The organism is Flavobacterium jumunjinense, assembly GCF_021650975.2.
GTDB classification, from domain to species: domain Bacteria; phylum Bacteroidota; class Bacteroidia; order Flavobacteriales; family Flavobacteriaceae; genus Flavobacterium; species Flavobacterium jumunjinense.
Window position 1 is genome coordinate 235,661 of sequence record NZ_CP091285.1, and the last position, 23,528, is coordinate 259,188.

The 23,528-nt window shown below is 31.9% G+C and carries 35 protein-coding genes; 1 reads left to right on the forward strand and 34 read right to left on the reverse strand.

From position 1 onward, the window contains the following. Positions 1–508 precede the first annotated feature (508 nt). From L2Z92_RS01095 to L2Z92_RS01125, 7 genes are all read right to left on the reverse strand, one after another. Positions 509–1,753: a sulfate adenylyltransferase subunit 1 gene (locus L2Z92_RS01095; RefSeq protein ID WP_236457016.1), complete on the reverse strand. Its 1,245-nt coding sequence runs from the start codon at positions 1,751–1,753 to the stop codon at positions 509–511. Positions 1,754–1,755: 2 nt separating this feature from the next. Further along, positions 1,756–2,649: a sulfate adenylyltransferase subunit CysD gene (gene cysD / locus L2Z92_RS01100; protein ID WP_236457017.1), complete on the reverse strand. Its 894-nt coding sequence runs from the start codon at positions 2,647–2,649 to the stop codon at positions 1,756–1,758. Positions 2,650–2,655: 6 nt separating this feature from the next. Beyond that, the gene (locus tag L2Z92_RS01105) at positions 2,656–3,381 is read right to left on the reverse strand and encodes a phosphoadenylyl-sulfate reductase (protein WP_236457018.1); all 726 of its coding nucleotides are present in this window, start codon (positions 3,379–3,381) and stop codon (positions 2,656–2,658) included. Next, complete coding sequence (locus tag L2Z92_RS01110) at positions 3,369–3,602, reverse strand: DUF2061 domain-containing protein (protein WP_236457019.1); 234 nt, start codon at positions 3,600–3,602, stop codon at positions 3,369–3,371. The genes L2Z92_RS01105 and L2Z92_RS01110 overlap by 13 nt, the downstream gene beginning before the upstream one ends. A 71-nt stretch (positions 3,603–3,673) precedes the next feature. Continuing rightward, on the reverse strand, positions 3,674–4,087 hold the full coding sequence (locus tag L2Z92_RS01115; RefSeq protein ID WP_236457020.1) for an RrF2 family transcriptional regulator: 414 nt from the start codon (positions 4,085–4,087) through the stop codon (positions 3,674–3,676). 7 nt (positions 4,088–4,094) lie between these two features. After that, positions 4,095–5,033: a citrulline utilization hydrolase CtlX gene (ctlX, locus tag L2Z92_RS01120; protein ID WP_236457021.1), complete on the reverse strand. Its 939-nt coding sequence runs from the start codon at positions 5,031–5,033 to the stop codon at positions 4,095–4,097. 76 nt (positions 5,034–5,109) lie between these two features. Next, positions 5,110–6,024, reverse strand: coding sequence for a dimethylarginine dimethylaminohydrolase family protein (locus L2Z92_RS01125; protein ID WP_236457022.1), 915 nt, complete (start codon positions 6,022–6,024; stop codon positions 5,110–5,112). 134 nt (positions 6,025–6,158) lie between these two features. Here L2Z92_RS01125 and L2Z92_RS01130 point away from each other — a divergent pair, with 134 nt between their 5' ends. Continuing rightward, positions 6,159–6,521, forward strand: a complete 363-nt coding sequence (locus L2Z92_RS01130; RefSeq protein ID WP_236457023.1) for a heat shock 70 family protein — start codon at positions 6,159–6,161, stop codon at positions 6,519–6,521. A 53-nt stretch (positions 6,522–6,574) separates the two neighbouring features. On the opposite strand, the gene L2Z92_RS01135 is transcribed toward L2Z92_RS01130, so the two are convergent. From L2Z92_RS01135 to rplP, 27 genes are all read right to left on the reverse strand, one after another. Continuing rightward, a protein-coding gene (locus L2Z92_RS01135) for an IS3 family transposase (RefSeq protein ID WP_236454916.1) occupies positions 6,575–7,806 on the reverse strand; the annotation gives its coding sequence in 2 pieces (ribosomal slippage) (positions 6,575–7,446 and positions 7,446–7,806; 1,233 coding nt in all). Between the two features lie 96 nt (positions 7,807–7,902). Then, complete coding sequence (locus tag L2Z92_RS01140) at positions 7,903–9,186, reverse strand: citrate synthase (RefSeq protein WP_236457024.1); 1,284 nt, start codon at positions 9,184–9,186, stop codon at positions 7,903–7,905. Positions 9,187–9,498: 312 nt separating this feature from the next. Then, a complete protein-coding gene (locus L2Z92_RS01145) occupies positions 9,499–10,113 on the reverse strand; it encodes a hypothetical protein (protein WP_236457025.1) in 615 nt (204 codons plus the stop codon). 89 nt (positions 10,114–10,202) lie between these two features. After that, positions 10,203–11,099 (reverse strand): LytR/AlgR family response regulator transcription factor, encoded by an 897-nt coding sequence (locus tag L2Z92_RS01150; protein WP_236457026.1) that lies wholly within the window; start codon positions 11,097–11,099, stop codon positions 10,203–10,205. Between the two features lie 81 nt (positions 11,100–11,180). Then, positions 11,181–12,476, reverse strand: a complete 1,296-nt coding sequence (gene eno, locus L2Z92_RS01155) for a phosphopyruvate hydratase (RefSeq protein ID WP_236457027.1) — start codon at positions 12,474–12,476, stop codon at positions 11,181–11,183. Positions 12,477–12,576: 100 nt separating this feature from the next. Continuing rightward, entirely contained in the window at positions 12,577–13,686 is a 1,110-nt protein-coding gene (gene carA / locus L2Z92_RS01160; protein WP_236457028.1) for a glutamine-hydrolyzing carbamoyl-phosphate synthase small subunit, read from the reverse strand. 113 nt (positions 13,687–13,799) lie between these two features. Beyond that, entirely contained in the window at positions 13,800–14,285 is a 486-nt protein-coding gene (gene rplQ / locus L2Z92_RS01165) for a 50S ribosomal protein L17 (protein WP_236457029.1), read from the reverse strand. Positions 14,286–14,322: 37 nt separating this feature from the next. Then, a complete protein-coding gene (locus tag L2Z92_RS01170) occupies positions 14,323–15,315 on the reverse strand; it encodes a DNA-directed RNA polymerase subunit alpha (protein WP_236457030.1) in 993 nt (330 codons plus the stop codon). Between the two features lie 20 nt (positions 15,316–15,335). Beyond that, complete coding sequence (rpsD, locus tag L2Z92_RS01175) at positions 15,336–15,941, reverse strand: 30S ribosomal protein S4 (RefSeq protein WP_236457031.1); 606 nt, start codon at positions 15,939–15,941, stop codon at positions 15,336–15,338. Between the two features lie 88 nt (positions 15,942–16,029). After that, positions 16,030–16,413: a 30S ribosomal protein S11 gene (gene rpsK / locus L2Z92_RS01180; protein ID WP_140962416.1), complete on the reverse strand. Its 384-nt coding sequence runs from the start codon at positions 16,411–16,413 to the stop codon at positions 16,030–16,032. Between the two features lie 12 nt (positions 16,414–16,425). Beyond that, complete coding sequence (rpsM, locus tag L2Z92_RS01185) at positions 16,426–16,800, reverse strand: 30S ribosomal protein S13 (RefSeq protein WP_236457032.1); 375 nt, start codon at positions 16,798–16,800, stop codon at positions 16,426–16,428. A gap of 3 nt (positions 16,801–16,803) precedes the next feature. Continuing rightward, positions 16,804–16,920, reverse strand: a complete 117-nt coding sequence (gene ykgO / locus L2Z92_RS01190; protein WP_002987490.1) for a type B 50S ribosomal protein L36 — start codon at positions 16,918–16,920, stop codon at positions 16,804–16,806. 10 nt (positions 16,921–16,930) lie between these two features. Continuing rightward, on the reverse strand, positions 16,931–17,146 hold the full coding sequence (infA, locus tag L2Z92_RS01195; protein WP_113989411.1) for a translation initiation factor IF-1: 216 nt from the start codon (positions 17,144–17,146) through the stop codon (positions 16,931–16,933). A 5-nt stretch (positions 17,147–17,151) separates the two neighbouring features. Continuing rightward, positions 17,152–18,498 carry a preprotein translocase subunit SecY gene (gene secY / locus L2Z92_RS01200; protein WP_236457033.1) on the reverse strand — a complete coding sequence of 449 codons (1,347 nt, stop codon included), beginning with the start codon at positions 18,496–18,498 and terminating at the stop codon, positions 17,152–17,154. A gap of 14 nt (positions 18,499–18,512) precedes the next feature. Further along, complete coding sequence (gene rplO / locus L2Z92_RS01205) at positions 18,513–18,965, reverse strand: 50S ribosomal protein L15 (RefSeq protein ID WP_236457034.1); 453 nt, start codon at positions 18,963–18,965, stop codon at positions 18,513–18,515. A gap of 11 nt (positions 18,966–18,976) precedes the next feature. After that, positions 18,977–19,159: a 50S ribosomal protein L30 gene (rpmD, locus tag L2Z92_RS01210; protein ID WP_236457035.1), complete on the reverse strand. Its 183-nt coding sequence runs from the start codon at positions 19,157–19,159 to the stop codon at positions 18,977–18,979. Positions 19,160–19,173: 14 nt separating this feature from the next. Then, entirely contained in the window at positions 19,174–19,698 is a 525-nt protein-coding gene (gene rpsE, locus L2Z92_RS01215; RefSeq protein WP_236457036.1) for a 30S ribosomal protein S5, read from the reverse strand. A gap of 6 nt (positions 19,699–19,704) precedes the next feature. Beyond that, positions 19,705–20,055 carry a 50S ribosomal protein L18 gene (rplR, locus tag L2Z92_RS01220; RefSeq protein WP_236457037.1) on the reverse strand — a complete coding sequence of 117 codons (351 nt, stop codon included), beginning with the start codon at positions 20,053–20,055 and terminating at the stop codon, positions 19,705–19,707. Positions 20,056–20,066: 11 nt separating this feature from the next. Then, a complete protein-coding gene (rplF, locus tag L2Z92_RS01225; protein WP_236457038.1) occupies positions 20,067–20,609 on the reverse strand; it encodes a 50S ribosomal protein L6 in 543 nt (180 codons plus the stop codon). A 15-nt stretch (positions 20,610–20,624) separates the two neighbouring features. Beyond that, a complete protein-coding gene (gene rpsH, locus L2Z92_RS01230) occupies positions 20,625–21,023 on the reverse strand; it encodes a 30S ribosomal protein S8 (protein WP_236457039.1) in 399 nt (132 codons plus the stop codon). Positions 21,024–21,094: 71 nt separating this feature from the next. Next, on the reverse strand, positions 21,095–21,364 hold the full coding sequence (gene rpsN, locus L2Z92_RS01235) for a 30S ribosomal protein S14 (RefSeq protein ID WP_236457040.1): 270 nt from the start codon (positions 21,362–21,364) through the stop codon (positions 21,095–21,097). A gap of 3 nt (positions 21,365–21,367) precedes the next feature. After that, a complete protein-coding gene (gene rplE / locus L2Z92_RS01240; protein ID WP_236457041.1) occupies positions 21,368–21,919 on the reverse strand; it encodes a 50S ribosomal protein L5 in 552 nt (183 codons plus the stop codon). A gap of 2 nt (positions 21,920–21,921) precedes the next feature. Continuing rightward, on the reverse strand, positions 21,922–22,236 hold the full coding sequence (gene rplX, locus L2Z92_RS01245; protein WP_236458894.1) for a 50S ribosomal protein L24: 315 nt from the start codon (positions 22,234–22,236) through the stop codon (positions 21,922–21,924). Positions 22,237–22,247: 11 nt separating this feature from the next. After that, positions 22,248–22,616 carry a 50S ribosomal protein L14 gene (gene rplN, locus L2Z92_RS01250; RefSeq protein ID WP_007803649.1) on the reverse strand — a complete coding sequence of 123 codons (369 nt, stop codon included), beginning with the start codon at positions 22,614–22,616 and terminating at the stop codon, positions 22,248–22,250. A 2-nt stretch (positions 22,617–22,618) separates the two neighbouring features. Then, positions 22,619–22,876, reverse strand: a complete 258-nt coding sequence (gene rpsQ, locus L2Z92_RS01255) for a 30S ribosomal protein S17 (protein ID WP_045968420.1) — start codon at positions 22,874–22,876, stop codon at positions 22,619–22,621. Positions 22,877–22,893: 17 nt separating this feature from the next. Beyond that, positions 22,894–23,085: a 50S ribosomal protein L29 gene (gene rpmC / locus L2Z92_RS01260; protein WP_236457042.1), complete on the reverse strand. Its 192-nt coding sequence runs from the start codon at positions 23,083–23,085 to the stop codon at positions 22,894–22,896. 12 nt (positions 23,086–23,097) lie between these two features. Then, positions 23,098–23,517 (reverse strand): 50S ribosomal protein L16, encoded by a 420-nt coding sequence (rplP, locus tag L2Z92_RS01265; RefSeq protein WP_236457043.1) that lies wholly within the window; start codon positions 23,515–23,517, stop codon positions 23,098–23,100. Positions 23,518–23,528 lie beyond the last annotated feature (11 nt).

The window sequence follows — 23,528 nt, forward strand, 5'->3', positions numbered from 1 at the left end:
TGGTAAATGATTGATTATTAATGATTTTGTTTGTGGAATTTCTAATGGTATTTTCCCTACTCTATTGCATTAGTTTATTACTCTTGCAGCAATTTTTCCTACTCTGGTGGTGTTTTTCCTACTCTGTCACCATTTTGAGCTACTCTGATTGTGTTTTTCCTACTCTGGTGCAATAGTTTACTACTCTGTCGCCATTTTGAGCTACTCTGATTGTGTTTTTCCTACTCTGGTGCAATAGTTTACTACTCTGACAGCATTTTGAGCTACTCTGACGGTGTTTTTTGCTACTCTGTTGAAATAGTTTGTTACTCTGACAGCATTTTGAGCTACTCTGATTATGTTTTTCCTACTCTGTTGAAATAGTTTGTTGCTCTGACAGCATTTTGAGCTACTCTGACGCTGTTTTTTGCTACTCTGTTAGTGTTTTCAACTACTCTTTTTCGATACCTATAGAAACACAAAAACCCCTAAACACATTTGCATTTAGGGGTTTTTTACCAATTTTTAATTATTCTACAAAACCTACTGCAACAGTATTATTAGTCTGAGAATCTACAATAATAAAAGCTCCATTCGCTTTATTATTGGCATACTTATCTAAATAAATTGCATTAGCTATCTTTAATTTCACTAACGCAATATCATTTAAATGTATATTTTCACATGGAAATTTTTCTTGTGGAGCTTCTGGCTTAATAAGATGTATCATTTCTTGAATCTTACAAATAGCCGTTCTCGAATTGGCTTGAATGTGATATTTAACTGATGTACTTGCTTTGCTTTCATTTAACCAAACAATCTTAGCGGTTATCTCTTTCTCAAAAAGAGCCTCATTTTCTTCTTTCACCAAAAGCATTCCTCTGCTAATATCGATATCATCTTTTAATCGCACTTGTACCGAATCGCCAGCAGAAGCTTCTTCTAAAACAGAAGTGTATTTTCTAATTTCTACCACTTCGGAAGATTTACCAGATGGCAAAACAAATACTTTATCGCCAAGCTTTAGTTTCCCTGAATTTATTCTTCCTGCATACGATCTATAATCTACAAACTCCGAATTTTGAACGTGATATACTTGTTGCACATCCATTCTAAAATCGTTTGATACTTGACCGTTTTTTTGAAAAGCATGTAAAACTGTAGAAAGTGTGTTTCCTTTATACCAATCCATATTAGATGATTCAAAAACAATATTATCGCCTTTTAAGGAACTAATTGGAATGATTGAAATATTTTGATTTGTAATATCAAACTCGTTGACCATTCTATTTATTTCGGTAGCAATTTTTAAGAAAACATCTTGATCATAATCGACCAAATCCATTTTATTAACACAAAAAACTACAGATTCTAAGCGCAACAATCGGCTAATGAAATAATGACGATGTGTTTGTTCTAAAAGTCCTTTTCTAGCATCTATTAAAATAATCGACACATCCGAATTGGAAGCTCCAGTAACCATGTTTCTGGTATATTCTACATGTCCAGGACTATCGGCTATAATAAATTTTCTAGTATCTGAAGAAAAGTAAATATGAGCCACATCTATTGTTATTCCTTGCTCTCTTTCAGCAATTAAACCATCTGTAACAACAGAAAAATCCAAATCTTCTAATCCTTTTTCTTTGGTTTTTTGTCGTACTAATTCTTCTTGTTCAATTGTAAGTGCGTTACTATCATATAAAAAACGACCAATTAAGGTGCTTTTCCCATCATCTACACTTCCTGCTGTATTTATTTTAAGTAATTCCATAATTAAAAATAACCTCCCTTTTTTCTTTGCTCCAAAGCTGCTTCAGAACGTTTGTCATCTATTCTTGCTCCTCTTTCTGATGATTTAGACGCTTTGTTTTCATACATTACTTCTTCTATTGTTGAAGCATTCGAAATCAAAGCTGCTGTACATGTCATATCTCCAACAGTTCTAAAACGTACTCTATCTGTAATTACTTCATCAGAATCAACCAGATTTAAATAGGCTGAATGCGCTAAAACAGCTCCATCTCTTTTTACTAATTTTCTATCGTGGGCGAAATAAATAGAAGGCAACTCTAATTCTTCTTGTTTAATATAGGTCCAAACATCTTCTTCCGTCCAATTGCTTATAGGAAAAGCTCTAACATTTTCTCCAAAATTGATTTTTCCATTTAAAATAGTAAACATTTCTGGACGTTGTTTTTTAGCATCCCATTGTCCGAAATCGTCTCTAACCGAAAAAATTCTTTCTTTTGCTCTTGATTTTTCTTCATCTCTCCTAGCTCCACCAATACAAGCATCGAAACCAAATTCTTCAATAGCATCTAATAATGTTACTGTTTGAAGTGAATTTCTACTAGCATATTTTCCTGTTTCTTCCTTAGCTTTCTTTTCATTAATACTATCTTGAACATAGCGAACAATAAGCTCTACTCCTAATTCTTCAATTAATTTATCTCTAAATGTAATTGTTTCTGGAAAATTATGTCCTGTATCAATATGCATAAATGTGAACGGTATTTTTGCAGGATAGAATGCTTTTTGAGCCAATCTAGCTACCGTTATAGAATCTTTACCTCCAGAAAAGAGCAAAACAGGTTTTTGAAACTGAGCTGCAACTTCTCTTAAAATGTAAATACTTTCGTTTTCTAATTCTTCTAAATGATTGCGCATTTTATATTAATTATTTTTTTCAACATGAATGTGTAAACCGCATTCTTTTTTTCCATTTTCCCACCACCATCTTCCGGCTCTAAAATCTTCACCTTTTTCTAAGGCTCTAGTACAAGGAGCACATCCTATACTCAAGAAACCTTTTTTATACAAACTGTTAATTGGAATAGTATACTTGTTTACAATTTCTTCTATTTCTTCTAAAGTATATTTTAATAAAGGATTGAATTTTACCAAATTATTGTCTTCATCCCATTCTAAATACTGCATTGTTTCTCTATTTGCAGATTGTTCAGCTCTTAATCCAGTTATCCAAACATCTGCGCCTTCAAGTGCTCTTTTTAAAGGAATTACTTTTCTAACGAAACAACATTTCTTTCTACTTTCTACACTATTATAAAACCCATTTACTCCTTCCCCTTGCACATATTCCTGCACATCACTCTCTAATGGATAATATACTCTTATTTTTATATTCTTATATTTATTCTGTGTTTTATCGAACACTTCGTAGGTTTCATTAAACTGTCTTCCTGTATCTAGTGTAAAAACTGAAATATCTTTATTAACACCATTTATAAAATGTGTTAATAATTGATCTTCAATACCAAAAGATGTTGAAAACACTTTCTTTCCTTTTATCGTTTCTGCAACAAACAATAGCGCTTCTTCAAGCGACAAACTTTCAAGAACACTATTATAGTCGTTTATTTTATTTTTTATCTTGTCCATTTTGCCCAAATTCTTTCATGAATAAAATACAATATCATTTTAGAGAACACTTCAAATCCACCTATTGAAAAAGCAATTGTAAAATTCCCTGTCATTAAATAGGATATTATTACTGTGTCAATTGTTCCTAAAACACGCCAAGTGACAGCTTTATATGCAGAAACCTTTACATCTTTATTTAGATCTAGTGGTTTCTTAAATTTGAATAAATCCAACAACATATTGTCTCTTATTTTAATTTTTCAAATATACTAATACTCCATTGGTTTAGTAGAGTATTTGACAAAAAAAATCAAAAAATTATTAAATCATATAAAGACTTGTTTCCCAATACTTTAAGAGCATTGTCCCGAACTTCAATAAGTAATTTATTTAAACCACAAGCCTCTTCACTTGGACAATCACTGCATTTTTCATAAAAATTTAAACTTACACATGGTAATAATGCAATTGGACCGTCTAAAAAACGCATGACTGTAGCCACAGAAATTTCTTTTGGATCTTTCAATAAATAATAACCGCCTCCTTTTCCTTTTTTAGAAGCTAGAAGACCTGTTTTCTTTAAGTCTAGAAGTATTAATTCTAAAAATTTCTTAGATATATTTTCTTGTTCGGAAATTTCAGAAATAAGGACTGGCACTAATTTACCCTGTTTTGCGATGTAAATTAATGCCTTTAATCCGTATTTTGTTTTTCTTGATAACATTTATTAATTATTGAATTCTTGGCAAAAACACTTCTGCCATCATACAACGTGCACTTCCACCACCACATGCTTCAATAATATCTAAACTTGCATGTAAAATTTTACAATGCTTTTGAATTTTATCAATTTGCGATTGTGTTAATGACTCATATGCTGCATTACTCATAATCAAGAATAATTCATCGTCTGTTCCACGAACTTGCAACATATTTCCTGCGAAACTATTCACTTGTTCTTCTGTAATTAAGATTACATCTTTACCCGATTCTTTCAAACTTGAAAGTACCATTTTTCTTTCTGCTTTATCATCTATACAATCGGCACAAATAACTGCAAAAGTTTCAGCAACACACATAATCACATTGGTATGATATATATGTTTTCTTTGACCATTTACTGTTTGAAAAGCTTCAAAAATTACTGGTGAATATTCAAAATCTTCACAGAATTCTATAAACAGTTCTTCATCTGCTCTTGGAGACAGTGCACAATATGCAATTTCATTTTCTCTATCTAAAATTATACTTCCTGTACCTTCTAAGAAAAAATTATCCTCCTCTGCAGAAGTATAATCCATTATTTCTTTTATTTCGAAACCAGCTTCTTCAATCTTATCTAAGATATCTTCTCTTCGCTCACTTCTTCTGTTTTCTGCAAACATTGGATACAAAACTACATCTCCTGTTTCGTGAAAAGAAACCCAGTTATTTGGAAAAATACTATCTGGTGTATCCGGTTTTAAAGTATCTTCTACTACTATTACATTAACACCTATTGATCTTAGTTTTTCAACATAAGAATCAAATTCTTCTTGTGCTTTAACGTTTACAGTCGCTGGCAAAAGTCCGTCTATAACTTTCTGATAATAATTATTAACTGCTGTTTGTTCATTCATTCGGAAAGCAACCGGACGAATCATCAATATGGTATTTGTTGTTTGACTCATGATCTATTTTTGTTTAAAATTTCAATTAAAGTCTTTAGATTTAAATTAGCTAAAACACTTTAAAATTGAAACAAATTTATTCTCTAATTAATGGTAAAGTTGAACATCTTAAAAGACCTTCTTGTTTAGCAATTTCTGCATATGGAATTTCTTCAACTGTAAAACCTTGTTCTCTTAACCAAGTATTTAATCTTGTGAAGTTTTTCTCAACAACAACTACATCTGGTGCAATAGAAAAGACATTTGAATTCATTCCATACATTTCCTCTCTTGTTATATGAAATAGATTTTCTTTTCCAAATAAATTCACTAAATACATATAGTCTGATTCTTCACGAAAACCACTTTTATAAATAATTCCCTTATCATTGCCTACAGGTTGGAAACAACAATCTAAATGAAGTGCATTATCTTTTGCTTCAATCTTTGATTTCACTAAATCAAATTCCTTTACAATTTTATGTGGAAATAAGTCTTTTATATAATTAACCCCTTCCATATTTGTTCTAGCAGTAATGTAGTCTTTATAATCAGAGCCTTTATAGGTTCCAATAAAAATATAATCATTCCAAAGCATTACGTCTCCACCTTCTATATGAACTTCTTCTGGTGGACGAACAACTTTCTTAGGATCAATTTGATCAATCACATACTGAATTGCATCTAATTCTCTTTCTCTTTCAGGAAGAATATTAGCTTTTACAAAAATATCATCAATTACAAAACCAATATCTCTAGAAAAAATTTGATTGTAATTTTCGATAGTATTTGGGCGAAAAACTTTCACATCATACTTTTGAAAAACTTTATTGAAGGCTTCCATCTCTTTCACCATATCTTCTTCTACTGGATAGGTGCCTGCAATTATATGTTCTAATGATTTTGGATCGTACGCTTCTTCAATCGTTGGCGTTGGTCCATTACTTATTGCTGTACCTAAAACGACAGCTTTTAATCTTGATGATTCGTTTTTTACATTTAATTGTAACATGCTTTTGGCTTTTGACAAAGATAGAAAAAGGAATGTAAAAAGTTTTATTCTAAAAAAAATTAAATAATATATATTTATCAACACAAAGTATCACAAGACCAATAAATTAATACATTTGGTAAAACAAAATAATTATGGGACTATCCATTTTTTTTAACTCATTATTTGGCAAAGCCAAAAAAACAACTGACGAAACTATTGATAAAGCTACAGAAATTGCTGTAGAAGCAAAAGAAACCTTAGAAGAACTGGCCGATTCTGCTACTAAAAAACTTGACGAACTACATCTTTCTGAGAAAGTAGACGGCTTCGTTAAAACTGCTAAAGAAAAAGCAAGTGAAGCTGCAGATTGGGCAGAAGAAAAAGCACATGAAGTGAAAGATGCCATTGAAGACGTTGTGAAAAAAACGGAGGAAAAAATAGACGAACTTACTAAAGATAAAAATGAAGCTCCAAAAACTGAAGAAAAAATAGATATTTCTAAAGATAAAGAATAATCAATTTTTATTTTTGAGTCGTCCTAAAATAAGTTGACGAGTTTTACAATAAATTAATTAAAACCAGTGAAGTTAACTTCACTGGTTTTTTCATATACAAAGTTAGGTGTTTTCATATTTAAACTCAAATGAGGTCTTTTACTATTATAGCATTCCACAGACTCTCTAACTAAAAGGTTAAGTTCATCACCTGATTTACATTTGTATATGAGGAATTCTTGTTTTAGAATACCATTTATTCTTTCCGCTAGAGCATTTTGATAACAATCATAGCCATCGGTCATAGAAGCAATAATATTATTTTTGGTTAATTCATTTTGATAAATTTTAGAACAATATTGTAAACCTCTGTCTGAGTGATGTATTAATTGAAGGTTTGTTTTTCTGTTTTTTACTGCCATTCTTAAGGCCTTAACCACACTTTCTGCACTCATGTCATCACTCAAATGATAACCAACTATTTTTCTGCTAAAAACATCTGTAACTAATGATAGATAATGAGTTCTTTTATTAGATTTTATATAAGTTATGTCACTAACAAAAACCTGTTCTATTCTGTTGATATCGATATCTTTAAATAAATTGGGGTACTTACGTAACCAGTGTTTAGAAAAGGTGGTTTTTGTGTAATTTTTCATTGGTTTAACTAGCATTTTTTCTCTTTTCAAATAAGCAAAAAATGCATCTCTCCCGATTTTAATTCTATTTTCAACAAAAGATTGTTCTAGTAAAAAATAAAGTTTTCTTGTGCCTAATCGAGGCATAATTCTTCTTTGTTTTTCAACGAGTTGCTTTACTATTAATAATTCTTTCTCTCGTTCTAAACAACGTGCTTCCTGCTGATAAATAGCTTGTCGGCTTACCCCAAACAATCTACAAGTTCTGGACATACTTATGCCTTCTTCTTGTTGGATGCGTCGGATGGTTTGGGTGAAAACTTTTTTCTAATTTGAGTACCGTATTGACTATCTGAGATATCAATCATGGTGTTTAGCACTGTGTTTTTAAGCTTCTCATCAGCTAATTCTTTCTCTAATCTTTTAATGCTTTGGGCTGGAGTTTCTTTAGATTTGACCATAAACAAAAGCTTGGGGTTACTCCAATCTAAATTACCAAATTTTCTTAACCAAACCAAAACTGTACTTCTACCTTGAATTCCATACTTCTTTTGAGCTTGCTTATAGGTAAGTTCGCCTTTTTCTACTTGAGAAATAACAGCTAATTTAAAGCCCAGATTATAATCGCGTTGACTACGCTTTGCTGGCCTGTTTTCTGATTTATTCATAATAAGTCGATTTTATGTCAACTTATTTCAGGACGGGACATTTTCTGAAATCAAAAAGCCGAGCAATGCTCGGCTTTTTACACTTTATATATGATATTATCTATCTTTAACTTCTTTAAATGGTCTTAAAGTATGCCCCATATAAACTTGTCTTGGACGTCCGATTGGTTCTTTATTAGAACGCATTTCTTTCCATTGTGCTATCCAACCTGGTAAACGACCAATTGCGAACAACACTGTAAACATTTCTACAGGGATACCCATTGCTCTGTAAATAATTCCAGAATAGAAATCTACATTTGGATATAAGTTTCTTGACTTGAAGTATTCATCTTCTAAAGCAACTTTCTCTAATTTTTTAGCAATCTCTAATAATGGATCATCAACTCCTAACGCATCTAACACATCATCAGCTGCTTTTTTAATAATAGTTGCTCTAGGGTCGAAGTTTTTATATACTCTATGTCCGAATCCCATTAAACGGAATGGATCTTCTTTATCTTTTGCTTTTAATACAAATTTTTCAACATCACCACCATTATCATGGATTTCTTGAAGCATTTCTAATACTGCTTGATTCGCTCCACCATGTAATGGTCCCCAAAGTGCAGAAACACCAGCAGAAATAGAAGCAAATAATCCAGCATGAGAAGAACCTACAATTCTAACCGTAGATGTAGAACAGTTTTGTTCATGATCAGCATGAAGTATAAACAACTTATCTAATGCATCAACAATTCTTTTATCCATTTTATATGGTTCTGTTGGGATTTCAAACATTAAACGCATGAAATTCTCTACATAACCTTTTGTATTATCATAATAGTTTAATGGTAAGCCCATTCTTCTTCTGTATGTCCAAGTAGCAATAACTAAGAATTTACCCATAGTTTTACATACAGCGTCATATAACTCATTTTCATTATCAACATTAACAGGCTTTGGATTAAACGCTGTTAACGCACTAGTAAGTGCAGACAAAACACCCATTGGATGTGCTGTTTTAGGAAAACCTTCTAAGATGGTTTTCATTTCTTCATTTACTAATGTATATTTTCTAATATCTGTCTCAAATTTTTCTAATTGAGTTTTATTAGGTAATTCACCAAAAATTAAAAGGAAAGAAACTTCTAAAAAATCAGCTTTATCTGCTAACTCTTCAATTGAATAACCTCTATAACGCAAAATCCCTTCTTCACCATCTAAAAAAGTAATTTCACTTTTACAAGAACCCGAGTTTTTATAACCTGGATCAATTGTAATAGCACCAGTTGCACTACGCAACTTGTCTATATCGATAGCAACCTCATTTTCAGTCCCCATGATAACAGGAAACTCATACTTTTTGCCATCAATCTCTAATATTGCAGTTTTCGACATATATCTAATGTGTTTTATGAAAATTTGTAAAGTATTTTGCGAATTTAATGAATATTAATGTAATTTTAAAGTAATTCGCAATAATATATCGTTATGACATAATAGTTAAATCTTTACTAAATAACATTTTAATAATTTCCTGATGATATGCCATTAAGATTTTATAATTAATAGAAAATTATTCATTTATTTTATTAAATTCATAATTTTATTATCCTCAAAATCAAATATTAAATTGAATATTTTTTCCAAAACCAAATCCACAAAAGACATTAGATATATGATTAAAATTAGATAGTATTGAATAAGAAATTAAAACTTACCGAATTTAAATGCTATTGACCCTCCTAAACCAGAAATATCATCATTAACATAATTTCTTGAATCAACACCGGTAGACAACCTATAATTAACACCTAACCCTATTTTGAAACCCTTAATTACATTTATTTCCAATTCTAATTCTGGCTGTAAAACAAACAAATCATCTGTAACTTTAAAAAAAACATAATCACCATCAGCCTCTACTTCTCTTTCTCCTATTCTTCCCCATGCTGATAGCACTGTTGGGACCAACTGAACTTTAGGACCTAAATCAAAAACGTATCCTACAAAAACCCCTCCATATGTAAAAGACAATTCTTTACTATCATTATCCTTACTTGTATTTGATGATTTTAGCGTATACCCTTCGAAGCCTAACAAAACTTTACGATTAAAAGCAACACCTCCTTTTCCACCTACAAAAAAAGAAAAATCATTATCTAATGTAGTAAATTGAAAAATGGTACCTCCATAAAATGACAAAGACTTTAAATCCTTAATAATAAAATCTTTTCCTTTAACATCTTCCTGTATCTCTTGTGAAAAAACAGTCAAACTAGAAATAAAAAAACACACTGCAACGACTAATTTTGTTTTAATCATAATTATTTATTTTTAAAATTAACGTTGCAAAACTAAATCAGTCATTAAAATACTTCACTAAAAACCAACTCTTTGACATGAAATGACACTTATTTGTGATTAATTGACATGATATCATCAAATGTATTTACAAAAATATCAAATTTATTTCTTGACACAGGAATACTTTCTTCAATACCTTTAAAAAACAATTGATAATTTCTTGCATTTCCAGAAGCTTTACTTACTTTATAGACGTTCACAACAAACGAACGATGAACTCTTAGCACAAATTGATAACCGCTAAGCTTCTCTTCTATTAGTTGCAAAGAATATCGATACAATGATTTTGTTATTTTACCATTTTCATCTGTATAAATTTCTATATAATTCCCTTCAGATTTAATTAATATCAAATCATTAACATCCAAAACAATAGCATCGTTATTTTTATTCGAAGGCAATCTTAAAACAGAATCTTCATAAACATGAATAGTTTGCTTCATTTTATTTTCCAATTTACTATTATAATCTAATACTTTCTTTAAAGCATATTTTAGTTGAAGTGTATAATCAATCCAATGAATAAATAAAGTTGGAAAAAAACCAAAAAGAAAAGTAAACAATACTGAATAAAGAACCGTTTCAAAAGTTAATAGAAAACTTTCTTTTACAAAACATAAAGACAATAAGATATTAAAAATTGCAATTATAAGATGTAGAAAAAAAATCAATACTATTTCATTCAAAACTGTCCAGTTTTCCTTTATTTTATCAGATAAAATAAACTTCGGAAAAAAATAAAACACTAATAAAACAACCATGAAAGTAATTGCTCCAAAAACAAAAGACATTTCTACTATCGAACAATTAAATTGAGAAATAGAACTATCGTCATATAGACTATAATTAATTAAAAACACAAACAAACTCACTACTGAAGCAATCATAAGATTTCTCTTCAATGAGTCTTTTAATGGATAAGGATTCTTTAAATACTGAAACATAATTATTATAAAAAAACAAAAATGCAGAATTCTTTAAATTCTGCATTTTTGTAATAGTTTATTCATTAATTACAACTAAAATTAACCTTTTTGCTTAAAAGCATTAACTCTAGGAAAGTAAGCAACATTGCCTAATTCTTCTTCAATACGCAATAATTGATTGTATTTTGCCATTCTATCTGAACGTGAAGCTGAACCCGTTTTAATTTGACCACAGTTTAAAGCAACAGCAAGATCTGCAATTGTATTATCTTCTGTTTCCCCAGAACGATGGGACATAACAGAAGTATAGCCAGCATTATGAGCCATATTCACTGCAGCGATGGTTTCAGAAAGTGTTCCAATTTGATTCACTTTTATCAAAATTGAATTTGCAATATTTTTAGAAATACCTTTTGATAATCGCTCAACATTAGTTACAAATAAATCATCACCCACTAATTGAACTTTATCTCCAATTTTTTCTGTTAACAATTTCCATCCATCCCAGTCATTTTCATCCATTCCATCTTCTATTGACACAATTGGATATTTAGCAACTAATTCTGCTAAATAATCAACTTGCTCAGCCGATGTTCTTATTTTTCCTGTTTGACCTTCAAACTTTGAATAGTCATATTTACCATCAACAAAAAATTCAGCAGCAGCACAATCAAGAGCAATCATAATATCATCTCCAAAAGTATATCCTGCATTTTCAACAGCTAACTTAACAGAATCTAAAGCATCTTCAGTACCACCCGCTAAATTAGGAGCAAAACCTCCTTCATCTCCTACAGCTGTAGAAAGCTTTCTGTCGTGTAATACTTTCTTCAAGTTATGAAAAATTTCTGTTCCCATTTGCATAGCATGAGTGAAGTTTTTAGCCTTAACTGGCATAACCATAAACTCTTGAAAAGCAATTGGAGCATCAGAATGAGAACCTCCATTAATAATATTCATCATTGGAACTGGCAACGTATTACCAGAAACACCTCCAACATACCTATATAACGGCAAGCCTAACTCATTTGCAGCAGCTTTAGCAACTGCTAAAGAAACACCTAAAATTGCATTCGCTCCTAAATTTGATTTATTTGCTGTTCCGTCTAAATCGATCATCGCTTTATCAATTGCGTTTTGTTCGAAAACAGACATACCAACAATCTCAGAAGCAATTTTAATATTTACATTCTCAACAGCATTCAAAACACCTTTTCCCATGTATGCCTTTCCACCATCGCGTAATTCTACAGCCTCGTGTTCACCCGTTGAAGCACCGCTTGGAACAGCTGCTCTACCTATGATTCCATTATCTGTTATCACATCAACTTCAACAGTTGGATTTCCACGTGAATCAAATATCTGTCTTGCGTGAACTTTAATTATCATGCTCATTCTTATATTTTTTTAAGTTATTATTCGTCTATATAGACAAAAATAAAATTTATAAAATTGTATTGTATATAAATCTGAAAAACTTATAAACGATAACGTTTTAGTTAGTAGCAGATTCTATATTCGCTATAAATTGATCAAATAAATAAGTTGAATCGTGTGGACCAGGACTTGCTTCAGGGTGATATTGTACAGAGAAACAGTTCTTGTTTTTCATTTTCATACCTGCTACTGTCCCATCATTTAAATGAACATGTGTTAATTCAAAATCAGGGTTCTTTTCAAGTTCTTCCTTAACTATTGCGAAACCGTGATTTTGAGAAGTAATTTCTCCTTTACCTGTTAATAAATTTTTCACAGGGTGATTAATACCCCTATGCCCATTAAACATTTTATAAGTAGAAATTCCATTTGCTAAACCAATAACTTGATGACCTAAGCAAATTCCAAAAAGAGGCTTATTAACTTTTAAAATATCTCTTGCTACTTGTTGAGCAGACACTAATGGTTCAGGATCACCAGGACCATTAGATAAAAAGTAACCATCTGGACTAAAGTTAGATAAATCCTCAAATGATGCATTATAAGGAAAAACTTTAATGTAGCAGTCTCTTTTCGCTAAGTTTCTAAGGATATTTGTTTTAATTCCTAGGTCGAGTGCAGAAATTTTATACTTTGCATTTTCACTGCCATAAAAATAAGGCTTTTTAGTAGAAACTTTAGAGGCCAATTCCAAACCATGCATATCTGGCACTTCTACAAACATTTTCTTTAATTCATCAATAGATGTTCCATCTGTGGAAATAATAGCATTCATAGCTCCATTATCTCTTATATAACTCACCAAAGCCCTAGTGTCTACATCTGATATAACGATCAAATTTTGTTTTTTCAAATAATCAAAAAGACTCTCAGATGCATTATCTCTAGAAAAATTAAAACTAAAATTTTTACAAACTAAACCAGAAATCTTAACATTATCAGATTCAACTTCTTCTGAATTGACTCCATAATTTCCAATATGAGCATTGGTGGTAACCATTATTTGTCCAAAATAAGAAGGATCAGTAAAAATTTCTTGATAACCTGTAGTACCTGTATTAAATGCAACCTCTCCAAAAGTTGTTCCTTCAATACCAATTGATTTACCGTAGAATACGGTTCCATCTTTTAATAACAATACTGCTTGAGTACGATTAATATATTTCATTACGTTGTGTTGTTGATTGTGCAAATTTAAAATAAAAAATTGAAAAAAAAGAATATAAAAAAAAGGATAAACAAATGTCTATCCTTTTTTTATATACAATCATAAATTCATGATTATTCGGTTGCTTCGGTATTTTCAGAAGATTCAGCAACTGGAGCTTCTGTTGAAGTAGCCTCAGATTTTTTTGCTCTACCGCGACGAGTAGTCTTTTTAGCTTCTTTTTTACCTGCAGTATACAAGTCATTATAATCTACTAACTCGATCATTGCCATATCAGCATTATCTCCTAAACGATTACCTAACTTGATGATACGTGTGTATCCTCCTGGTCTATCTCCTACTTTCACAGCAACATCTCTGAATAATTCAGTAACCGCATACTTGCTTCTTAAATAAGAGAAAACAATACGTCTGTTATGAGTAGTATCTTCTTTTGATTTTGTAACTAACGGCTCAACAAATTGTTTTAAAGCTTTAGCTTTAGCAACAGTAGTGTTAATACGTTTGTGCTCTATTAACGAACAAGCCATATTAGCTAACATAGCTTTTCTATGTCCTGTTTGTCTACTTAAGTGATTGAATTTTTTTCCGTGTCTCATCTCGCTATCTTAAATTTAATTTGCTGCGCAAATTAGATTATTCTTTATCTAGTTTATACTTACTCAAATCCATTCCGAAATTCAAACCTTTAGCAGCAACTAATTCATCTAGTTCTGTTAATGATTTTTTTCCAAAGTTACGGAACTTCATTAAGTCATTTTTATTGAAAGAAACTAAGTCTCCTAATGTATCCACTTCAGCCGCTTTTAAACAATTTAATGCTCTAACAGATAAATCCATATCCACAAGTTTAGTTTTTAACAACTGTCTCATGTGTAATGATTCTTCATCGTAAGATTCTGTTTGAGCAATTTCATCAGCCTCAAGTGTAATTCTCTCATCTGAAAATAACATAAAGTGGTGAATCAACGTTTTAGCTGCTTCAGTTAATGCATCTTTTGGATGAATAGAACCATCTGTAATGATTTCAAAAACTAATTTTTCATAATCAGTTTTTTGTTCAACACGGAAGTTTTCTATTGCATACTTAACATTTTTTACAGGTGTATAAATAGAATCTGTAAATATAGTACCAATAGGTGCGTTTGCTTTTTTGTTTTCTTCAGCAGGAACATATCCTCTACCTTTTTCGATAGAAAGCTCCATATTGATAGTTGTTTTGCTCTCTAAGTTACAAATTACCAAGTCTGGGTTTAACACCTGAAAACCTGAGATGAATTTTTGGAAATCACCTGCTGTAATTTGATCTTTACCAGAAAGAGATATTGAAACAGATTCATTATCTACATCTTCAATTTGTCTTTTAAAACGGACTTGTTTTAGATTTAAGATAATTTCTGTAACATCTTCTACTACTCCAGAAATAGTTGAGAACTCATGTTCCACACCTTCAATTCTTACAGATGTAATAGCGTATCCTTCTAGAGAAGAAAGTAAAACTCTTCTTAATGCATTACCAACTGTCAATCCGTAACCAGGTTCCAAAGGTCTAAATTCGAATTTACCTTCAAAATCGGTTGAATCGATCATGATAACTTTATCGGGCTTTTGAAAATTAAATAATGCCATATTTCGACTAAAGTCAATTATTATTTGTTATACAACTCAACGATTAGTTGCTCTTTAATATTTTCTGGTATTTGAAGTCTTTGAGGAACAGAAACAAAAGTACCTTCTTTAGTTTCAGTATTCCATGTAATCCACTCATAAACCTGAGATGAATTAGATAAAGATCTTTCAATAGCTTCAAGAGATTTAGATTTTTCACGAACCGCTACTTTATCTCCAGCTTTCAAATGATAAGAAGGTACATTTACCAACTCACCATTAACTGTTACATGCCTATGAGATACAATCTGACGAGCAGCTCTACGAGAAGGAGCGATACCCATTCTATAAACTACGTTATCTAAACGAGCCTCACATAATTGAAGTAAAATTTCACCAGTTACACCAGAAGCAGAAGAAGCTTTTTCAAATAAATTTCTGAATTGACGTTCTAAAATACCATAAGTATATTTAGCTTTTTGCTTTTCCATTAACTGGACAGCATATTCAGATTTTTTACCTCTTTTTTTTGCTAAACCGTGTTGCCCAGGTGGGTAATTTCTTTTTTCGAAAGATTTATCATCTCCGAATATCGCTTCGCCAAATTTACGAGCAATTTTAGTTTTTGGACCAGTATATCTTGCCATTTTAAAATTAATATAAGGTAGTGATTATGAATTCAGGTCATTATATCCTTCGATAATCGTTATTCTACCTTGGTTATACTTAAATAAATTAAACTCTTCTTCTTTTTGGAGGTCTACATCCATTGTGAGGCATTGGAGTTACATCGATGATCTCAGATACTTCAATTCCACCATTGTGAATTGAACGTATTGCAGATTCTCTTCCGTTTCCAGGTCCTTTAACGTAAACTTTTACTTTCTTAAGTCCAGCCTCAAGTGCTACTTTTGCACAATCTTCTGCCGCCATTTGAGCTGCATAAGGAGTGTTCTTTTTAGAACCTCTAAAGCCCATTTTACCAGCTGAAGACCAAGAAATAACTTCACCCTTTTTGTTAGTCAAAGAAATGATGATGTTATTAAATGTAGCATTAATATGCGCTTCTCCTGTAGATTCAACGATAACTTTACGTTTTTTTGTTGTTGCCTTAGCCATATTACTTACTTATTATTTAGTTGCTTTTTTCTTGTTAGCAACAGTTTTTCTTTTACCTTTTCTAGTTCTAGAGTTGTTTTTAGTTCTTTGACCTCTTAATGGAAGTCCAGCTCTATGACGAATACCTCTTTGACATCCAATATCCATTAAACGTTTGATGTTTAATTGAATTTCTGAACGCAATTCTCCTTCAATTTTGAAAAAAGAAACAGCCTCACGAATTCCGCTAATTTCATCATCATTCCAATCTTGAACTTTTTTATCTTCACTAACTTGAGCTTTGGCTAAAATATCTTTAGCTCTGCTACTGCCAATACCAAATATGTATGTTAAAGCAATAACTCCTCTTTTCTGTTTAGGTATATCTACCCCTGCAATTCTTGCCATAATTTATCCTTGTCTTTGTTTAAATCTAGGATTCTTTTTGTTTATAACGTATAATCTTCCTTTTCTACGTACTATAATGCACTCGGCACTTCTCTTTTTTACTGATGCTCTTACTTTCATTTTACTAGCTTTAGTATCTATATGTAATTCTTGCTTTTGTTAAATCGTAAGGGCTCATTTCAAGTTTTACCTTATCTCCAGGCAACAATTTAATGTAATGCATACGCATTTTACCTGAAATATGAGCAATTACAACATGTCCATTTTCTAATTCTACACGGAACATCGCATTTGATAATGCTTCAATTATTGTTCCGTCTTGTTCTATTGCTGATTGTTTTGCCATAAATATTAAGCTACTGCCTTTCTATTTTTACCAGTTTTCATCAATCCATCATAATGCTTATTCAATAAATAAGAATTTATTTGTTGAATAGTATCAATTGCAACTCCTACCATAATTAATAAAGAAGTACCTCCGTAAAAATATCCCCATGCACCTTGTACCTTCAATAAACTAACAACTACTGCTGGAAAAACAGCAAGTAATGCTAAGAATAAAGAACCTGGAAAAGTTATCAATGACATTATTTTATCAAGGTAATCTCCTGTTTCAACACCTGGTCTAATTCCAGGTATAAAACCACCACTTCTTTTTAAATCATCAGCCATCTTATTAGTTGGAACTGTGATTGCGGTGTAAAAATACGTAAAAATTATAATTAACAAAGCAAATACGATATTATATACTAATCCGAACGGATCATTAAACTTCCCAGCTAATGATTGTGCAAAATCAGATTCTTTTGCAAGACCTGAAACTGCAGCAGGAATAAACATAATAGCTTGAGCAAATATAATAGGCATAACTCCTGAAGCATTAAGTTTCAATGGAATAAATTGTCTAGATCCCATCATATCTTCTTCGAAATCACCAGAAACGGTTCTTCTTGCATATTGAACTGGAATTTTTCTAACTGCCATTACTAAGAGTATACAAGCAATAATAACTATAAACCAAAGCACTACTTCTAATACAATCATCATTAAACCACCATTTGCTTGCGTAGTTCTTGAACTGATTTCTTGAATAAAAGATTGAGGCATTCTAGCAATAATTCCTACCATGATTAATAATGAAATACCATTACCGATACCTTTATCAGTAATTTTTTCACCTAACCACATTGCAAAAATTGTTCCTGTCACTAAAATTAAAACAGAAGAAAACAAGAAAGATACAGAACTAACACCTAATAAAAATGCTTCAGGTGGAAGTGTAGCATGTAGATTATAAATATAACCTGGTCCTTGCACTAATGTAATTAAAATAGTTAACCATCTAGTAATTTGATTGATCTTCTTTCTACCACTCTCTCCATCTTTTTGTAGTTTTTGTAAATAAGGAACCGCAATTCCCATTAACTGTACTACAATCGAAGCAGAAATATATGGCATAATACCCAATGCAAATACAGAAGCTTGCGAAAACGCACCTCCTGTAAAAACATTTATCAACCAACCAATACCTTCATCTGTTTGGTTAGTCAAGTTACCTAATTGAGCAGCATCAATACCAGGAAGTGTTACTTGTGCACCGAAACGGTACACTAGCAACAAACCTAAAGTTAAGAATATTCTATTCTTTAACTCTTCTATTTTCCAAACATTGATAAATGAATCTATAAATTTCTTCATTGTACTAAAAAGGTTTATAAAGTTACTACTTCTCCACCAGCAGCTTCAATAGCAGCTTTTGCAGTAGCAGTAAATTTGTGAGCACTTACTTTTAGTTTAGCCTTTAGCTCACCTCTTCCTAAAATCTTTACTAAGCTATTTTTTGTAGCTAAACGATTATCTAATATCACTGATAAATCTAATGTATCAGTAATTAAACCATTATCTACTAACGATTGAATAGTATCTAGGTTAACACCTTGATATTCTACTCTATTAATATTTTTAAAACCAAACTTAGGAACACGTCTTTGAAGAGGCATTTGCCCTCCTTCAAAACCAATTTTCTTAGAATAACCAGAACGAGATTTTGCTCCTTTGTGACCTCTAGCGGCAGTACCACCTTTACCAGAACCTTCTCCTCTACCTAATCTTTTATTTTGGTTGTGAACCGAACCTTCAGCTGGTTGTAAGTTACTTAAATTCATAACGAATATTATTATTTAGCTTCTTCAACAGAAACTAAGTGTTTAACTTTATTTACCATTCCAAGGATAGCAGGACTTGCGTCATGCTCAACAACTTGCCCTAATTTGCGAAGACCTAAAGATTCTAAAGTTCTTTTTTGCGTCTCAGGACAATTGATTTTACTTCTAACTTGTTTTACTAAAATTTTTGTCATTTTTCCTTGGATTTTTAACTTTTAAATACTTTCTCTAAAGAAATTCCTCTTTGCTTAGCAATAGTAACGGCACTTCTCATTTGTAACAAAGCATCAAAAGTAGCTTTAACAACGTTATGAGGATTTGACGAACCTTGAGATTTTGATAATACATCATGTACACCAACTGACTCCAATACCGCACGCACAGCACCACCAGCAATTACTCCGGTACCATGAGAAGCAGGCATTAAAAATACTCTAGCTCCACCAAATTTTCCTTTTTGTTCGTGAGGCACAGTAGCACTATTCAAAGGAATTCTAACTAAATTTTTCTTCGCATCTTCTACTGCTTTAGCAATAGCCTCAGAAACATCTTTAGATTTCCCTAATCCATGTCCTACAACACCGTTTTCATCTCCAACTACTACGATTGCAGAGAAACCAAATGCTCTACCTCCTTTAGTAACTTTCGTAACACGATTTACACTAACCAAACGATCTTTTAATTCAAGACCACTTGGTTTTACTAGCTCTACATTTTTATATTTTTGATACATAATTTCTTAGAATTTAAGTCCAGCTTCTCTTGCTCCTTCAGCTAATGATTTTACACGACCGTGATATAAATATCCACCTCTATCAAAGGTAATATTTGACACACCAGCTTTAAGAGCTCTTTCAGCTACTAATTTCCCAACTGCATTTGCAGTTTCAACATTTGTACCTTTTGTAACTTCTTTTTCACGAGAAGATGCAGTAACTAATGTTACACCGTTTACATCATCTATGATTTGAGCATAGATTTCCTTATTAGATCTAAATACAGAAAGCCTTGGTTGTGCAGGTGTACCGCTAACAACTTTTCTAATTCTGAATTTTATTCTTTGTCTTCTTTCACTTCTTGTTAATGACATAGTCTTAATTTTTAAGCTGATTTACCTGCTTTTCTTCTTAATACTTCACCTACAAACTTAATACCTTTTCCTTTATAAGGTTCTGGCTTACGGAAAGCTCTGATTTTCGCAGATACCTGACCTAATAATTGTTTGTCAAATGATGATAATTTCACTATTGGATTTTTACCTTTTTCAGATATTGTTTCAACAGTAACCTCTGGAACAATTTCCAGAACGATATTGTGTGAAAAACCTACAGCTAAATCAAGTCTTTGACCTTGATTTGAAGCCCTATATCCTACCCCTACAAGCTCTAATTGCTTTGTAAAACCTTCTGAAACTCCTATAATCATATTGTTTATAAGAGAACGATAAAGTCCATGTTTCGCTCTGTCATTCTTATGATCTGATGAACGCTCAACGATAACTTGGTTATCTTCAACTTTCACTGTTACATCAGAAAATTCCTGAGAAAGCTCGCCTAATTTTCCTTTAACTGTAATTACAGCACCTTTAACCTCTACAGTTATACCGGCTGGAATTGCAATTGGATTTTTACCTATTCTTGACATTCTTTCGCTTTATTATTAATATACGTAACAAATTACTTCTCCACCAACATTAAGCTGCTTAGCTTGCTTACCTGTCATAACACCTTTAGAAGTTGAAACAATAGCAACACCTAAACCGTTTAAGATTCTTGGTAATTCAGTAGATCCAGCGTATTTACGTAAACCTGGTTTACTAATTCTTTGGATATCTTTAATTACTGACTCTTTAGTTTCCTTGTCGTACTTTAGAGCAATTTTGATAGCACCTTGAACACCACTATCATCAAATTTGTAACTTAAAATATATCCTTGATCAAATAAAATCTTTGTGATTTCTTTTTTCAAGTTAGAAGCAGGAATCTCAACAACTTTGTGATTTGCTCTAACTGCATTTCTAACTCTCGTAAGAAAATCTGCAATAGGATCTGTATACATATGTATGAATTTGCGGTTTTGGTTTTCGCTAGAACTATTCTAGCGAACCTGAAACCAATTAAAATTATTTATTACCAGCTTGCCTTTTTAACACCTGGAATTAATCCTTGATTAGCCATTTCACGGAAAGTAACACGAGAAAGACCAAATTGACGCATGTAACCTCTCGGTCTTCCAGTTAATTTACAACGATTGTGTAAACGAACAGGAGATGCATTTTTAGGTAATTTCTGTAACGCTTCATAATCTCCAGCCTCTTTCAAAGCTTTTCTTTTTTCAGCATATTTAGTCACTAACGCTTCTCTTTTTGCCTCACGGGCTTTCATCGATTCTTTAGCCATTTCTTAATTCTTTTTAAAAGGTAAACCTAATTCTGTCAATAATGATTTTGCTTCTTTATCTGTATTCGCAGATGTAACAAAAGTAATATCAAAACCTGAAATTTTATTAATTTTATCAATATCAATTTCTGGGAAAATGATTTGCTCTAAAACTCCTAAGTTATAATTACCTCTACCGTCAAAACCTGTAGACTTAATACCACCGAAATCTCTTACACGTGGCAAAGAAGAAGTAATCAATCTATCTAAGAATTCATACATTCTTTCTCCTCTTAAAGTTACTTTTGCTCCAATTGGCATTCCTTTTCTTAATTTAAAAGACGCAACATCTTTCTTAGAAATTGTAGAAACTGCTTTTTGACCAGTAATTTTTGTTATCTCTTCTACAGCATAATCAACCAATTTCTTGTCTGAGACAGCTGCACCAACACCGCGGCTTACAACAATTTTTTCAAGTTTAGGAACTTGCATAACATTCTTGTAACCGAACTCTTCTGTAAGAGCAGAGATCACTCTACTCTTATATTCTTCTTTTAATCTAGGTATAAAAGTCATTACTATAATACTTGATTAGATTTTTTTGAAATCCTTACTTTCTTATCTCCTTCAATTTTATAACCTACCTTAGTAATTGAATTCGTTTTCGGATCAATTAAAGATAAATTAGAAATATGCATAGGAGCTTCTTTCTTAACGATACCTCCTTGAGGGTTTTTAGCACTTGGTTTTGTATGTTTCGAAACCATGTTTACACCTTCAACTATCGCTTTATTTTTGTCACGGATAACACGTAAAACTTTTCCCTCAGACCCTTTATGATCTCCAGCAATTACTTTTACTACGTCTCCTGATTTAATTTTTAGCTTTGTCATCATTTTTAGAATTAAAGCACCTCTGGTGCTAATGATACAATTTTCATGAATTGTTTTTCACGAAGTTCTCTGGCAACCGGACCAAAAACACGAGTCCCTCTCATTTCTCCTGCAGCGTTCAACAACACACATGCGTTATCGTCAAAACGAATATAAGATCCATCAGCTCTTCTCACTTCTTTTTTAGTACGTACAACAACTGCAGTTGAAACAGCACCTTTTTTAACGTTTCCGTTTGGTGTTGCATCTTTAATAGAAACTACAATTTTATCTCCTACAGAGGCATAACGACGTTTCGTTCCTCCTAAAACACGGATAGTCAAAACTTCTTTTGCTCCTGTGTTATCTGCTACTTTTAATCTTGATTCTTGTTGTACCATAATTATTTCGCTCTTTCAATGATTTCAACTAATCTCCAACATTTAGATTTACTTAAAGGTCTTGTTTCCATGATCTTTACTGTATCTCCAATATTACAGTCATTTGTTTCGTCGTGCGCAACATATTTCTTTGTTTTTAACACGAACTTACCGTATAAAGGGTGCTTTACTCTTCTTGTTTCAGAAACAACAATAGATTTCTCCATTTTATTGCTAGTAACAACACCAACTCTCTCTTTTCTTAAATTTCTTTTTTCCATCTTTCAGCAGAATACAATTATTGTAACTCTCTTTTAGTTATCTCTGTTGCAACTCTAGCAACAGCTCTTCTAATAGTTTTTATTTGAAGAGGATTTTCAATTGGAGAAATAGTATGAGCTGTTTTTAATTCAGCATACGTTCTCTTTAACTCACTAAGTTTCTCTTGTAACTCAGCTGCAGATAGATTTTTTATTTCTGATTGTTTCATAATATATTTTGATTATGCTTCGAAATCTCTAGCAACAACAAACTTAGTTTTAACTGGAAGTTTTTGTGCTGCAAGACGCAAAGCTTCTTTAGCAACAGATAGAGGAACTCCTCCAACTTCAAACATGATTCTTCCAGGTTTCACAACTGCAGCCCAATACTCAACTGCACCTTTACCTTTACCCATACGTACTTCTAATGGTTTCTTAGTGATAGGCTTATCTGGAAATATCTTAATCCATAATTGACCCTCCCTTTTCATGAAACGAGTAGCAGCAATACGAGCTGCTTCTATCTGACGAGAAGTAATAAAAGTTGAATCCAAAGATTTAATTCCGAACATTCCATTAGAAAGTTCATGACCTCTTTGAGAAACCCCTTTCATTCTACCTTTCTGTACCTTACGGTATTTTGTTCTTTTAGGCTGTAACATTTTTCTTTAAT